The organism is Neohoeflea coraliihabitans, assembly GCF_019334345.1.
Taxonomy (GTDB): Bacteria; Pseudomonadota; Alphaproteobacteria; order Rhizobiales; family Rhizobiaceae; genus Pseudohoeflea; species Pseudohoeflea coraliihabitans.
The window spans coordinates 285,650-297,848 of sequence record NZ_JAHWQX010000004.1; the positions used below are offsets into that span (position 1 = coordinate 285,650).

A 12,199-nucleotide genomic window follows, 5' to 3' on the forward strand; every position below is an offset into this window, starting at 1 on the left:
ATTCACAACGCCGTTCGGCGCCGTCCGGTTGGAGCAATGTACCAAAACGGCCGCGGATTCCGGCAGAACGAAAAAGAGGCGGAAAATCCGCCTCTTATCGGACAAACTTGACTCAGTTTCAGGCGGCGCCCTTCACCGGCACGCCCTTTTCCGAAAGGTGCTGCTGCAACTCATTGGCCTGGAACATTTCCCGAATAATATCGCAACCGCCGACAAATTCGCCTTTGACATACAGCTGCGGAATGGTCGGCCAGTTGGAATAGTCCTTGATGCCCTGGCGCAGATCGTCGTCGGCCAAAACGTTGACGCCCTTATAGGGGACGCCGAGATAGTCAAGGATCTGGACAACCTGGCCGGAGAAGCCGCATTGCGGGAATTGCGGCGTGCCCTTCATGAAGACAACGACATCGTTGGTCTTCACTTCATTGTCGATGAAATCGTTAATCGCGGTCATGAAAAACTCCTGGTCCTCGGACGCGTTTGCGGGGGACGGTTCTGCCCCTAGATAGGGGATCGCCAGGGCGATGTCGAGATGCGGCCCGCCGCGGCAAGCCGGCGCTGATGCGGGCTCGTTGCCGCAGGCAGGCCGTTACTTTTCAGGCACGCTGGTCTGCAGCGCCAGCGCGTGCAGCACGCCGCCCATATTGCCCTGCAGCGCTTCATAGACCATCTGATGCTGCTGCACGCGGGTTTTGCCGCGAAAGCTCTCGGCGATGACTTCGGCGGCGTAGTGGTCGCCATCGCCGGCCAGGTCACGAATATGCACCTCGGCGTCGGGAATACCTTTCCTGATCAGCTTTTCGATGTCGCCCGCATTCATTGGCATATGCCGTCTCCTTACCGTGCCGATGGGAATTGATGTCGACTGTCCGGCATGGTCATGCCGCGTCAGTGGCCTCGCTTCCGACCGTCTCCATGTAGTCAGGGAACCATGATTCATGTGCCGTGCGCAATTGCGCGATCGGCAGGCTGAACACGCCGGCAACCGAAAGCGCCGTGCCGCCGACGCGGCCAAGCTTGCGGAACGGCACCCCGGCGCCTTCGGCATTGGCCATGATGAAGTTGCCCATGTCCGGGGCAACGGTGATCACGTAGCGCGCCTGATCTTCCCCGAACAACAGCGCATGCAGCGGGGATGCGCCGCCGGTCAGGTCGATCTCCATGCCCTTGTCGCTCGCCAGCACCATCTCGCTGAGCGCCAGCGCCAGCCCGCCCGAGGAGATGTCGTGGCAGGCGGTCGCCTGGCCGTTGCGGATGACGGCGCGAATGAAATCGCCGTTGCGCTTTTCATCGATGAGATGCACTTCCGGCGGCGGTCCTTCGGTGATCCCGAGACAGTCGCGCATGTACACCGACTGTCCGAGATGGCTGCCATCGCCCCCGATCAAGAGCACGATATCACCCTCATTGGCGCTGCCGATGCGCGCCATCTGGGCCGAATCGGCGATCAGCCCGACGCCGGCAATGGTCGGGGTCGGCAAGATCGCCTCGCCATGCGTTTCGTTGTAGAGTGAGACATTGCCAGACACGATCGGGAAGCCGAGCGCCCGGCAGGCGGCCCCGATACCCTCGATGGCCTGCACGAACTGCCCCATGATCTCGGGACGCTCCGGATTGCCGAAATTGAGATTGTCGGTGCAGGCCAGCGGATCGGCGCCGGTCGCCGTCAGATTGCGCCAGCATTCGGCCACCGCCTGCTTGCCGCCCTCAAACGCATCCGCCTCGACATAGCGCGGCGTCACGTCGGACGAAAAGGCCAGCGCCTTCGTCGGATGCCCCTCGACGCGCACCACGCCGGCATCGCCGCCGGGCAATTGCAGGGAATTGCCCTGGATCAGCGTGTCGTATTGCTCCCACACCCAGCGCCGCGAGGCATTGTTGGGCGAACCCACCAGCGACAGCATCGCCGCGGCGTAATCCTCCGGCTCGGCCACATCGCTGGCATTCAGCGGCGAGTAGCGACCCGGCTCGCGCCAGGGCCGGTCATATTCCGGCGCCTGATCGCCCAGCTCCTTGATCGGCAGGTCGGCCACTTCCTCGCCCTGGTGGCGAATGCGGAAGCGCAGATCATCCGTGGTCTGCCCGACAATCGCGAAGTCGAGGCCCCATTTGACGAAGATCGCCTTCGCCTCCTCCTCCTGCTCGGGGCGCAGAACCATCAGCATGCGTTCCTGGCTCTCCGAGAGCATCATCTCATAGGCGCTCATATTCTCTTCGCGGACCGGCACCCGGTCGAGATCGAGTTCGATGCCGAGATCGCCCTTGGCGCCCATCTCGACGGCCGAGCAGGTCAGCCCGGCTGCGCCCATGTCCTGAATGGCGATCACCGCGCCGGTCTGCATCAGTTCAAGACAGGCCTCGAGCAGGCATTTCTCGGTAAACGGATCGCCAACCTGTACCGTCGGGCGCTTTTCCTCGATGCTGTCATCGAATTCCGCCGAAGCCATGGTGGCGCCGCCCACCCCGTCACGCCCGGTCTTGGCGCCGAGATAGACCACCGGCAGGCCGACGCCCTCGGCTTTCGACAGAAAGATCGCATCGGTCTTCGCCAGGCCGGCGGCAAAGGCGTTGACCAGGCAATTGCCGTTGTACCGCGCGTCAAATTCCACTTCTCCGCCAACCGTCGGCACACCGAACGAGTTGCCATAGCCGCCGACGCCGGAGACGACGCCATCAACCAGATGCCGCGTTTTCGGGTGGTCAGGCGCGCCGAAACGCAAGGCGTTCATCGCCGCGATCGGCCGTGCCCCCATGGTGAAGACATCGCGCAGGATGCCGCCGACACCGGTCGCCGCGCCCTGATAGGGCTCGATATAGGAGGGATGGTTGTGGCTCTCCATCTTGAAGACGACGCAGTCGCCATCGCCGATATCGACGACACCGGCATTTTCGCCGGGGCCGTGAATGACCTGCGGGCCCTCTGTCGGCAGGGTGCGCAGCCATTTCTTCGAAGACTTGTACGAGCAATGTTCGTTCCACATCGCCGAAAAGATGCCGAGCTCGGTAAAGCTCGGTTCGCGGCCGATCAATTCGAGGATGCGCGCATATTCATCGGGGCTCAGACCGTGAGCGGCAATCAGCTCGTCGGTAATCTGGATCGTGTTGGCAAGTGTCATGAAGTCATCCGGTGGTTCTGGCTGATGGATCTGCGTTGCGGCTGAATCGATCCGCCACAACGACAAGCGCGCCGATGACGACAAACAGGCCGAAAATCGCCAGCATCGACAGGGCGACATGCAGCCAGCCATGGGCCGCATAATCGAGGAAGGGGTAGGGCACTTCGCCCGCCAGCGGCGCGCGTGCAAGAGCGTAGAGCGCATAGATGGCCGGCCAGGCAAGCCAGATCAGAATGTGGCGCACCGACAGCGTGCCATCGCGGCCCGAAAGCAGCCACCAGCAAAGATAAAGAACCGGCGTGACGTAATGCAGCAGAACGTCCGCCAGATGCCACAGACCTTCCGGCTGCCACGTTTGCGCGAGCACCAGAGCGTAGACAATGCCGACCACCGCAATCGCGACCGCCACGCCGCCGCGCACCGGCGCGGTGCGCAGCGGTGCAAGCAACCGCCCGCCAAAATTGAGAGTGGCCGCATGGGTCAGCACAACGCCAATATTGGTCAGGACCGTGAAAAAGGACAGGAAAAACACAATCGAACCGGCAAGGCTGCGTCCCGCATCCAGCGACGCGGGCAGGGTGAGAAACAATTGCAGACCGAGCGCCGCAACGCCCACCACCAGCCCGGCCCAGGGCAGGGATCTGGCTATCCTGGAATTGCTCATGCGCAGCCCTCGCCACCCTTTACCCAGCGTTCGACATCGGCGCGCACGCGGGGTCCCAGACTTGATTCGCTCAATGGCCCGTACAGACTGACATCGCTGCCGGTCGCGGCAATCACCAGCTTCGGCAGAGCCTGAGGCTTGCCGCGCGGTGTGACGAGCAGCCGCGGCGTGCCGGTGGTATCGAGTTCGGGCACGATGCCATAGGGCTTGAACGCAGCGTCCTTCAGCCAGCACTGGTGCGCGCGCGCATTGACGCGCTGCAAGGTGCTGACGGCAAGCGCGTGAGCCCCGGCGGAGGATGGCGTCCTTGAGGCCGGCATGCAGGCTGTCACCAGGAGGCCGGAACTCAACAGGATGATCGCTCGGGCAAGCTTCATCTTTCTCTTTCTGCAAAGAGGCACGGGATGGCGGAAAACTTTGCGCTGCCAATAGCATGAATTCCGCTCGCGTACATGCCATTGTTGCGCTTTCCACGGCGCGCCCGGTTTGACTTCCCCCGACCCCTGCGCGAAAATCCACCCGCCCGTGCACCCCTTCTCCATGATCGTGCGGATCACCATAGATGTCTCATTATCGCGTTTGTATCGTCGGCGCCGGCCCGACAGGGCTGACAACGGTCAAGAATCTGGCCGAGGCCGGCATCACCGACATGGTCTGCCACGAGGCTCAGTCCGAGACCGGCGGCATCTGGGTGTACAGCGACGATCCGGACCGGCCGAGCGTCTACGAAACGGCGCACACGATCAGTTCCCGGAAATTGTCGCAGTTTCCGGACTTTCCGATGCCCGATTCCTATCCGGAATATCCGTCGAACCGGCAGATCCTCGCCTATTTTCGCGCCTATGAGGAGCATTTCGGCCTCAGCCCCTACATAAGGCTCAGCTCCCGCGTCGTCGATGTCGGTCAGCGTCCCGAGGGCGGCTGGCAGATCACCATCGAGGATGCGGCCGGCCGGCACGTTCAAACGAGTGACTATCTCGTGGTCTGTTCAGGTCATCATCGCGAGCCGTTCGTGCCCGATCTGCCGGGAGACTTTACCGGAGAGCAGCTGCATTCCGGCCGCTACAAGAAAGCCGACCGATTCGCCGGCCAGCGCGTGCTGGTCGTGGGAGGCGGCAACTCGGCCTGCGACATCGCCTCGACCCTGAGCCGGGTATGCGACCATGTCAGTCTGAGCATCCGCGGCCCCCAGACGATCATTCCCAAGACGATTGCCGGGCGTCCGGTCGACGTGCAATTTGCCAAGCTGCAAAAGCCCTATCTGCGCTTCATGCGCGATCTTTTGGCGCGCTGGGTCATCGGGCTGGCGGTCGGCCCCTATGAGCGCTACGGTCTGCAACAGCCACGCGGGCGGTTGCTGAACCACCATCCAACCCTCAACACTGAGGTGCTCGATCGCATACGCCACGGCCGGGTGACACCGAGGCCGGCGATCTCGGCCTGTGCCGGGCGCACCGTGCAATTTGCCAACGGCAAGGAAGGCGAATTCGACGCCATCATCTGGGCAACGGGCTACCATCTCGGCTCGGATTTTCTCCACGACGTCAGCCTCGGCGACACCGAAACGGCGCAGGTCCCGCTCTATCTCAAGATGATGGCGCCCGGCAGGCCCGATCTTTTCTTTGTCGGGCTGATCCAGCCGATGGGCTGCATCTGGGTCCTGGCCGATCTGCAGGCCAGGATTGTTGCCAGGCAGATCAAGGGCGAATGGTCACGCCCCGCCGATATGCCGGCGCGCATCGAACGCGCGCTCCGCCGCGACCGCAAACGCTACCGACAGAGCCCGCGCCATGCCGTACAGGTGGATACCCACGAATACAGCCGGGAACTGGCGGCGATCCTGCGTCAACCGCCGGCCTCGGGCGAGGGCGAGACTAGCGCGCCGCGCGTCTGACCTGCTTCAGGATTTCCGACTGGATCACCTTGTTGTGCGTCACTGACCAGTGATTGTCGCCAGCGCCGACAACGTCATCACGCACCCGCATGTCGATATTGCGGACCCGCGAGCGCGGCATTCTCGCCGAGGCCTTCAGCGAAGCCCCCAGTCCGCCGCCGTCGAAGTAGTAGTTTACATAGCGCGCAACATTGTTCGCCACCGGGCCACCGCGCGTCGGATCGACGGTGACGACCAGCTTGACGGGGATATTGTCGCGGCTGAGCTGATGCGCGACCGCAAGGGCAGCATTGCCGCCGAAGGAGTGGCCGACGAGAACGATTGGCTTGCGCGCTCGCCGATTGGCAGCCTTGTATTGCCTGGCGATCCTCGCGCGAACCGCCCCGGCGCTGAGATGGCTGTAGACCCGCGCCTCGATCCCCTTTGTCCGCAGTTCCTTGGCCATCTGGTCAAAGCCTGTTGAAAAGACCCCGAGAAAACCGCGGAAGAAGTAGATCTGCGTGTAGGCGCCGTCGGACGATTTCTTCTCGCTGGCCTGGCCCGGCGCGGGGACGGCGAGGGCGGCAATGAACGCCATGATCGCCAGCATTCCGATCCAGTGGCGCCAGCGCCGCGCATCGATTTTGTTTGCAAAAGTCAGCCGCGGCCCCCGCGCGGCATTCAGGATACGTCCACTCTCACCCACAGGCTTTCTCCGGCTAGGCAGCAGCGAGCCCCAGCGCCGCCTCGAACAATTTGCGGCCATCTTCGCCGCCATGTGCATTTTCAATCAGGTTTTCCGGATGCGGCATCATGCCGAGCACGTTGCCCTCGGCATTGATGATGCCGGCGATATCGTTGATCGAACCATTTGGATTGGTGCCCTCGGCGTAGCGAAACACCACCTGGTCATTGTCTTCGAGCGCCTTCAGCGTGGCCGCGTCCGCGACGTAGTTGCCGTCATGGTGCGCCACCGGGCAGCGGATGATCTGGCCGGCCTCGTAGCCCGAGGTGAACAGCGTCGCCGCGTTGCTGACCTGCAGCTTGACCTCACGGCACACGAATTTCAGCGAGGCGTTGCGCATCAGCGCCCCCGGCAGCAGCCCGCTTTCGACCAGGATCTGGAACCCGTTGCACACGCCGAGAACGCGCACCCCGCGCGCCGCCTTCTCGCGCACTGCCTGCAGCACCGGCATGCGCGCCGCGATCGCGCCGCACCGCAGATAGTCGCCATAGGAAAACCCGCCGGGCACGACGATCAGGTCGACATCCTCGGGGATGGTCGTCTCGGTCTGCCATATGGTGAGCGGCGGCTGGCCCGTGATCTTGGTCAGCGCCGCGATCATGTCGCGATCGCGATTGAGACCGGGGAGCAGGATGACAGCGGCTTGCATGAGCGTCTCGTTAAAAGGTGAGTGCCGGGACGGTGGAGGGTGATCCTCGCGGAAACCGGACCGCGGCTGGTTTGCGCTATAAAAGTGCGATCGAGTAATCCTCGATCACGGTATTGGCCAACAGCTTGTCGCACATCGCCTTCAGTTCGCTCTCGGCAGCCGTCCTGTCGCTGCCCTCCAGTTCGATATCGAACACCTTTCCCTGGCGCACCGAACGCAGGCCATTAAAGCCCAGACCGGACAGCGCTCCGCCGATCGCCTTGCCCTGCGGGTCGAGAACGCCGTTCTTCAGCGTCACCGTGACACGTGCCTTGATCATCGTTGCGTCCGCCATCGCTACTTGACGAGCACCGGCCCGGTCGGGCGCAGCGGTTCGTTCTCGTTCATGATGCCCAGCCGGCGCGCGACCTCCTGATAGGCTTCGACCAGGTTGCCGAGGTCGCGCCGATAGACATCCTTGTCGAGCTTTTCGTTGGTCGTCGTGTCCCACAGCCGGCACGAATCGGGTGAAATCTCGTCGGCAACGATGATGCGCATCATCTCGCCCTCGAACAATCGTCCGCACTCGATCTTGAAGTCGATCAGTTGGATGCCGACCCCGAGAAACAGGCCGGTAAGGAAATCATTGACCCGGATGGCGAGCGCCATGATGTCGTCGATTTCCTGCGGGCTGGCCCAGCCAAAGGCCGTGACGTGCTCTTCCGAGACCATCGGATCGTCGAGCGCATCCGCCTTATAGTAGAATTCGATGATCGAGCGCGGCAGCACGGTGCCTTCCTCGATGCCAAGGCGCTTCGACAGCGAACCGGCGGCGACATTGCGCACCACGACTTCCAGCGGGATGATCTCGACTTCCTTGATCAGCTGCTCGCGCATGTTCACCCGGCGGATGAAGTGCGTCGGAATGCCGATGCGGTTGAGATGCGTGAAGATATACTCGGAGATCCGGTTGTTCAGCACGCCCTTGCCATCGACCACGTCGTGCTTCTTCTTGTTGAAGGCAGTGGCATCGTCCTTGAAGAACTGGATGAGAGTGCCCGGCTCGGGACCTTCATAGAGGATCTTGCCCTTGCCCTCGTAAATGCGGCGGCGACGATTCATTGGGATAATCTCTGGTTCTCTCCGGCCGGCGCAGGCGGATTTCCGGATGGCGCCGGGCAGGATTGGGGGTTTCGGGGGCGTCTTAACCGAATAGCCGCGTTTCCACAACGCTGTTGCACCCTCCGTCCCCCAGAAATACGGGTCCATTCATAAACGGGCGAACGCGCGCCGGCCAGCGCTCATCCAATTGCCGCTGCGAAACCTTGGGCGTGCATTGCACTTTTGCCAAGCTTTTGTTTTATGGCGGGGAACCCCATATGAAGGGAAAGCCCCTTTTCGGGCGATGGTGCAATTCAGACAGGCGGAGAAGGCCATGACCAGCTTGAGTGATCGCGAAAAAGCGTTCGAGAACATGTTCGCGCACGACCAGGAGATGAAGTTCAAGGCCGAAGCGCGCGCCAACAAGCTGCTCGGCCTCTGGGCGGCGGAGAAGATGGGCCTGTCGGCCGATGAGGCCAATTCCTATGCCAAGGAAGTGGTCGCCGCCGATTTTGAAGAAGCCGGGCACGAAGACGTCTTCCGCAAGGTGCGGCGTGATTTCGACGCCAGGAATGTCTCGGTCAGCGACGAGGAATTGCGCACCCAGATGCTCGAGCTTGCCGCCATCGCCATCGAGCAGGTCAAGAGCGAATAGCGGCAACGCCGCCGCTACGGCGCCGCGCACCCGCCGATCTCCCCTGTGAGCGGCGATCGGGCATGTGTGGGCGCGCTGTTTCGCGAAGATGTCGGCTGGCCGCAATGCCGGGGCGATCCTTCCTTCGCATGGGAGATGCGCATGGACCTGTTCGAACGCCTGAAAAGCGAAGAGCCGTTTTTCGTCGCCTGGTCGACCCACCCCTCGCCATTGCTAGCCGCCGCCTTGGGCCGGACGCCGTTTGAAGGCATTGTCCTTGATCTGCAGCACGGCATGCATGACGAGGCGTCGGCCTTTGCGTCCATCGCCGGCATCTCGACTGAAGGCAAGCCGGCACTGCTGCGCATTCCGGTGGGTCGCAACGATCTTGCCAGCCGGGCGCTCGATGCGGGATGTTCCGCCGTCATCGCCCCGATGATCAACTCGCTCGCCGAGGCCGAGGCCTTTGCCGCCGCGATGAAATATCCGCCCCTCGGCGAACGCTCCTTCGGTCCCTCCCAGGCCCTGCGTCTCGACCACGCGCACACGGTCGGCAGCTATTTCAAGGCCGCCAATTCCGAGACCCTGGCGCTGGCCATGATCGAGACCCGCGCCGCCGTTGAAATCTGCGACGACATTCTGGCGCTTGACGGCATCGATGGTGTCTTTGTCGGCCCCGCCGACCTGTCGATCTCCTGGACAGAGGGCGCCAAGGTCGATCCCGATCTGCCGGCCACCCAGCCGGTGCTGGCCGACATTGCCGACAAGGCGCTGGCCGCCGGCAAGATCCCGGCGATCTATGCCACTTCGCCGGAAGCGGCGGTCCGCTATGCCGATCTCGGCTACCGTCTGATTTCGGCGGCATCGGATGAACAGATCCTGCGCACCGGCGCCGCCGCGATCCTCGGGCGCGCCCGCCTCGATTGACGATCAGGTCTCAGCTTTCAACCGCGACAGGAAACGGGCGAACACCATCGTGCCTTCCGGCCAGGGGCCGTGTCCCGATTCGACATCGATATGGCCCGACTGACCGGCATCGATGAACAGCGACCCCCAGGCGTTGGCGATTTCACCGGCATGCTCGAAGCTGCCGAACGGGTCGTTGCGGCTGGCGATGACGATCGAAGGGCAGGGCAGCGGATCTTCCGGATAGGGGCCGAAGGTCATCAGGTGCCGCGGCCGGATGTCGGGATTGTCGACCTCGGGCGGCGCCACCAGAAAGGCGCCGGCCACCGGACGGGCAAAGCGCTGCGCCGCCTGCACGAACGTCGCCACGCCAAGCGAATGCGCCACGATCACCACCGGGCGCCGCGCCGCATCGACGGTCTCGACGAGCTTCGCGGTCCAGTCCTCGCAGACCGGCTTTGACCATTCCGCCTGCTCGACGCGGCGCGCAGTCGAAATCTTGTCCTGCCAGCGGCTTTGCCAGTGGCCCGGGCCGGAATTCTTGTAGCCGGGGACGATAAGGATATCTGCGTCAGCAACTTTCATGCTGCGGATTTGGTCTGCGCGCCGCCGCTTGTCAACAGGGTCGGCTGCAAGCGCTGTCAGACTGCCATGTGCCGCCAGCAAAAGAAAAAGCCGCCACCCCCGCAAGGATGGCGGCCTTGTCCGTGCCACCGGGCACAGGCATGCCTGGATCAACGGCAGTGCTGAGTGGAAGCGTCAGTTGTCGCTTGTGGCAGATGCGTCGGGGAGGGGCGCCGATGCCGCGATGGGATTGAAGCCCTTCACGATCACCGCCGGCGACGCGCTCAGCGGCGCCGAGCCGGTCACGGCGTTGATCCGCTGTTGGTCCAGCCCGGTGCTGCGCGCCAGAAAATAGGTGCCGGCGATGACGATCACCGCCGCCATGCCGACCAGCACGAGCAAGCTGGCGCCGTCATCTTGGTTTTTGTTTGCGAACCGGTTGCGAGATGCAACAAAGCGATCGCCGCCGGTCTGTCTCAAGTCCGTCACACATGGTCTCCCTGGCTGTGATGGGAGCAATCCATGACGAACAATCGGGGCTGAATCGCGGCAGCGATGGTCACATAAAATTAACAAGCCGTCACTCGGGGCGGCGCAGGGTTCAGGAGGGCCGCGGCCGGGTCAGATTCGGCAGTGCCAGGTCAGCCAAACACCCGCGCGAAGATCATCTCGACATGCTTGGTATGATAGCCAAGGTCGAATTTCTCGCGGATCTCGGCCTCGCTCAACGCCGCCGTCACTTCGGCGTCGGCAAGCAGCTCCTCGAGGAAATCCTTGCCTTGTTCCCAGACCTTCATCGCATTGCGCTGAACGAGGCGATAGGCATCCTCGCGCGACACCCCGGCCTGGGTCAGCGCCAGCAGCACCCGCTGCGAATGCACCAGTCCGCGGAACTTGTTGAGATTGGCTTCCATCGTTTCCGGGTAGACCACGAGGTTCTCGATGACGCCGGCCAGCCGGTGCAGCGCGAAGTCAAGCGTCACCGTCGCGTCGGGGCCGATCATCCGCTCGACCGAGGAGTGCGAAATGTCGCGCTCGTGCCACAGCGCCACATTCTCCATCGCCGGCATGGCATAGCTGCGCACCATCCGCGCCAGCCCGGTGAGATTTTCCGTCAGCACCGGATTGCGCTTGTGCGGCATGGCCGACGAGCCCTTCTGCCCGGGTGAGAAATACTCTTCCGCCTCAAGCACTTCGGTGCGCTGCAGATGCCGGATCTCGGTGGCCAGCCGTTCGATCGACGAGGCGATGACGCCGAGGGTTGCGAAATACATCGCATGCCGGTCGCGCGGGATGACCTGCGTCGAAACCGGCTCGGCTTGCAGGCCCATCGCCTCGGCCACATGCGCTTCCACCTGCGGGTCGATATTGGCGAAGGTGCCGATCGCCCCCGAAATGGCGCAGGTGGCAATCTCGGCGCGCGCCGCAACGAGGCGCGCCCGGCAGCGGTCGAACTCCGCATAGGCGTAGGCCAGTTTGACGCCGAAGGTCGTCGGCTCGGCGTGGATGCCGTGGCTGCGCCCGATGGTGATCGTCTCCCGGTGTTCGAAAGCCCGCTTTTTCAAGGCGGCGAGCAAACGGTCGAGGCCAGACAGCAGAAGATCGGTGGCGCGCGTCAGCTGCACCGAAAAACACGTATCGAGCACATCCGAAGAGGTCATCCCCTGGTGCACGAAGCGCGCCTCGTCGCCGACGATTTCCGCCAGATGCGTGAGAAAGGCGATGACATCATGCTTGGTGACACGCTCGATCTCGTCAATGCGCGCCACGTCGAAGGTGGCATTGCCGCCCTTGTCCCAGATGGTCTGCGCCGCCTGCTTGGGGATGATGCCGAGCTCGGCCAGGGCATCGCACGCATGCGCCTCGATTTCGAACCAGATGCGAAACCGGGTTTCGGGGGACCAGATGGCGACCATTTCCGGCCGCGAATAACGAGGGATCATGACACCATCCACTGTCTGTCTGCGA

General features: G+C 63.0%; 15 protein-coding genes. 3 read left to right on the forward strand and 12 right to left on the reverse strand.

Going from position 1 to position 12,199, the window contains the following annotated elements; genetic code table 11:
• Positions 1–118 precede the first annotated feature (118 nt).
• The 5 genes from grxD to KY465_RS16240 all read right to left on the reverse strand — a co-directional run bounded on the left by grxD (position 119) and on the right by KY465_RS16240 (position 4,340).
• Complete coding sequence (gene grxD / locus KY465_RS16220; protein ID WP_219203137.1) at positions 119–454, reverse strand: Grx4 family monothiol glutaredoxin; 336 nt, start codon at positions 452–454, stop codon at positions 119–121.
• A 135-nt stretch (positions 455–589) separates the two neighbouring features.
• Positions 590–826 carry a BolA/IbaG family iron-sulfur metabolism protein gene (locus KY465_RS16225; protein WP_219203138.1) on the reverse strand — a complete coding sequence of 79 codons (237 nt, stop codon included), beginning with the start codon at positions 824–826 and terminating at the stop codon, positions 590–592.
• Positions 827–878: 52 nt separating this feature from the next.
• Positions 879–3,116, reverse strand: a complete 2,238-nt coding sequence (purL, locus tag KY465_RS16230; RefSeq protein ID WP_219203139.1) for a phosphoribosylformylglycinamidine synthase subunit PurL — start codon at positions 3,114–3,116, stop codon at positions 879–881.
• Between the two features lie 4 nt (positions 3,117–3,120).
• On the reverse strand, positions 3,121–3,780 hold the full coding sequence (locus KY465_RS16235) for a Pr6Pr family membrane protein (protein WP_219203140.1): 660 nt from the start codon (positions 3,778–3,780) through the stop codon (positions 3,121–3,123).
• Complete coding sequence (locus KY465_RS16240) at positions 3,777–4,340, reverse strand: hypothetical protein (RefSeq protein ID WP_219203141.1); 564 nt, start codon at positions 4,338–4,340, stop codon at positions 3,777–3,779. Before KY465_RS16240 ends, KY465_RS16235 begins: the two co-directional genes overlap by 4 nt.
• A gap of 2 nt (positions 4,341–4,342) precedes the next feature.
• Here KY465_RS16240 and KY465_RS16245 point away from each other — a divergent pair, with 2 nt between their 5' ends.
• Positions 4,343–5,674, forward strand: a complete 1,332-nt coding sequence (locus KY465_RS16245) for a flavin-containing monooxygenase (protein WP_219203142.1) — start codon at positions 4,343–4,345, stop codon at positions 5,672–5,674.
• Here KY465_RS16245 and KY465_RS16250 read toward each other — a convergent pair.
• The 4 genes from KY465_RS16250 to purC all read right to left on the reverse strand — a co-directional run bounded on the left by KY465_RS16250 (position 5,655) and on the right by purC (position 8,148).
• Entirely contained in the window at positions 5,655–6,359 is a 705-nt protein-coding gene (locus tag KY465_RS16250) for an alpha/beta fold hydrolase (RefSeq protein WP_219203143.1), read from the reverse strand. The two genes, KY465_RS16245 and KY465_RS16250, sit on opposite strands and share 20 nt — an antisense overlap.
• Positions 6,360–6,372: 13 nt before the next feature.
• Positions 6,373–7,047 carry a phosphoribosylformylglycinamidine synthase subunit PurQ gene (gene purQ / locus KY465_RS16255; RefSeq protein ID WP_219203144.1) on the reverse strand — a complete coding sequence of 225 codons (675 nt, stop codon included), beginning with the start codon at positions 7,045–7,047 and terminating at the stop codon, positions 6,373–6,375.
• A gap of 76 nt (positions 7,048–7,123) precedes the next feature.
• On the reverse strand, positions 7,124–7,366 hold the full coding sequence (gene purS, locus KY465_RS16260) for a phosphoribosylformylglycinamidine synthase subunit PurS (protein ID WP_219203145.1): 243 nt from the start codon (positions 7,364–7,366) through the stop codon (positions 7,124–7,126).
• Between the two features lie 17 nt (positions 7,367–7,383).
• Complete coding sequence (gene purC, locus KY465_RS16265) at positions 7,384–8,148, reverse strand: phosphoribosylaminoimidazolesuccinocarboxamide synthase (protein ID WP_219203146.1); 765 nt, start codon at positions 8,146–8,148, stop codon at positions 7,384–7,386.
• A gap of 313 nt (positions 8,149–8,461) precedes the next feature.
• On the opposite strand from purC, the gene KY465_RS16270 reads away from it, so the two are divergent.
• Positions 8,462–8,782 (forward strand): DUF1476 domain-containing protein, encoded by a 321-nt coding sequence (locus KY465_RS16270; RefSeq protein ID WP_219203147.1) that lies wholly within the window; start codon positions 8,462–8,464, stop codon positions 8,780–8,782.
• A 141-nt stretch (positions 8,783–8,923) separates the two neighbouring features.
• Positions 8,924–9,688 carry an HpcH/HpaI aldolase family protein gene (locus KY465_RS16275; protein WP_428983032.1) on the forward strand — a complete coding sequence of 255 codons (765 nt, stop codon included), beginning with the start codon at positions 8,924–8,926 and terminating at the stop codon, positions 9,686–9,688.
• A gap of 3 nt (positions 9,689–9,691) precedes the next feature.
• On the opposite strand, the gene KY465_RS16280 is transcribed toward KY465_RS16275, so the two are convergent.
• From KY465_RS16280 to purB, 3 genes are all read right to left on the reverse strand, one after another.
• The gene (locus tag KY465_RS16280) at positions 9,692–10,252 is read right to left on the reverse strand and encodes an RBBP9/YdeN family alpha/beta hydrolase (protein WP_219203148.1); all 561 of its coding nucleotides are present in this window, start codon (positions 10,250–10,252) and stop codon (positions 9,692–9,694) included.
• A 174-nt stretch (positions 10,253–10,426) separates the two neighbouring features.
• Complete coding sequence (locus KY465_RS16285; RefSeq protein ID WP_219203149.1) at positions 10,427–10,711, reverse strand: hypothetical protein; 285 nt, start codon at positions 10,709–10,711, stop codon at positions 10,427–10,429.
• 161 nt (positions 10,712–10,872) lie between these two features.
• Positions 10,873–12,174 (reverse strand): adenylosuccinate lyase, encoded by a 1,302-nt coding sequence (gene purB / locus KY465_RS16290; RefSeq protein ID WP_219203150.1) that lies wholly within the window; start codon positions 12,172–12,174, stop codon positions 10,873–10,875.
• Positions 12,175–12,199: the final 25 nt, after the last annotated feature.

What these genes read in the sequence shown, in the direction of transcription:
- KY465_RS16235 (WP_219203140.1), bottom strand. Translation starts at nt 3,780, where the DNA reads ATGAGCAATTCCAGGATAGCCAGATCCCTGCCCTGGGCCGGGCTGGTG.
- purB (WP_219203150.1), bottom strand. Translation starts at nt 12,174, where the DNA reads ATGATCCCTCGTTATTCGCGGCCGGAAATGGTCGCCATCTGGTCCCCC.
- KY465_RS16245 (WP_219203142.1), top strand. Translation starts at nt 4,343, where the DNA reads ATGTCTCATTATCGCGTTTGTATCGTCGGCGCCGGCCCGACAGGGCTG.
- purC (WP_219203146.1), bottom strand. Translation starts at nt 8,148, where the DNA reads ATGAATCGTCGCCGCCGCATTTACGAGGGCAAGGGCAAGATCCTCTAT.
- grxD (WP_219203137.1), bottom strand. Translation starts at nt 454, where the DNA reads ATGACCGCGATTAACGATTTCATCGACAATGAAGTGAAGACCAACGAT.
- purS (WP_219203145.1), bottom strand. Translation starts at nt 7,366, where the DNA reads ATGATCAAGGCACGTGTCACGGTGACGCTGAAGAACGGCGTTCTCGAC.
- KY465_RS16280 (WP_219203148.1), bottom strand. Translation starts at nt 10,252, where the DNA reads ATGAAAGTTGCTGACGCAGATATCCTTATCGTCCCCGGCTACAAGAAT.
- KY465_RS16225 (WP_219203138.1), bottom strand. Translation starts at nt 826, where the DNA reads ATGCCAATGAATGCGGGCGACATCGAAAAGCTGATCAGGAAAGGTATT.
- KY465_RS16270 (WP_219203147.1), top strand. Translation starts at nt 8,462, where the DNA reads ATGACCAGCTTGAGTGATCGCGAAAAAGCGTTCGAGAACATGTTCGCG.
- purQ (WP_219203144.1), bottom strand. Translation starts at nt 7,047, where the DNA reads ATGCAAGCCGCTGTCATCCTGCTCCCCGGTCTCAATCGCGATCGCGAC.
- purL (WP_219203139.1), bottom strand. Translation starts at nt 3,116, where the DNA reads ATGACACTTGCCAACACGATCCAGATTACCGACGAGCTGATTGCCGCT.
- KY465_RS16240 (WP_219203141.1), bottom strand. Translation starts at nt 4,340, where the DNA reads ATGGTGATCCGCACGATCATGGAGAAGGGGTGCACGGGCGGGTGGATT.
- KY465_RS16275 (WP_428983032.1), top strand. Translation starts at nt 8,924, where the DNA reads ATGGACCTGTTCGAACGCCTGAAAAGCGAAGAGCCGTTTTTCGTCGCC.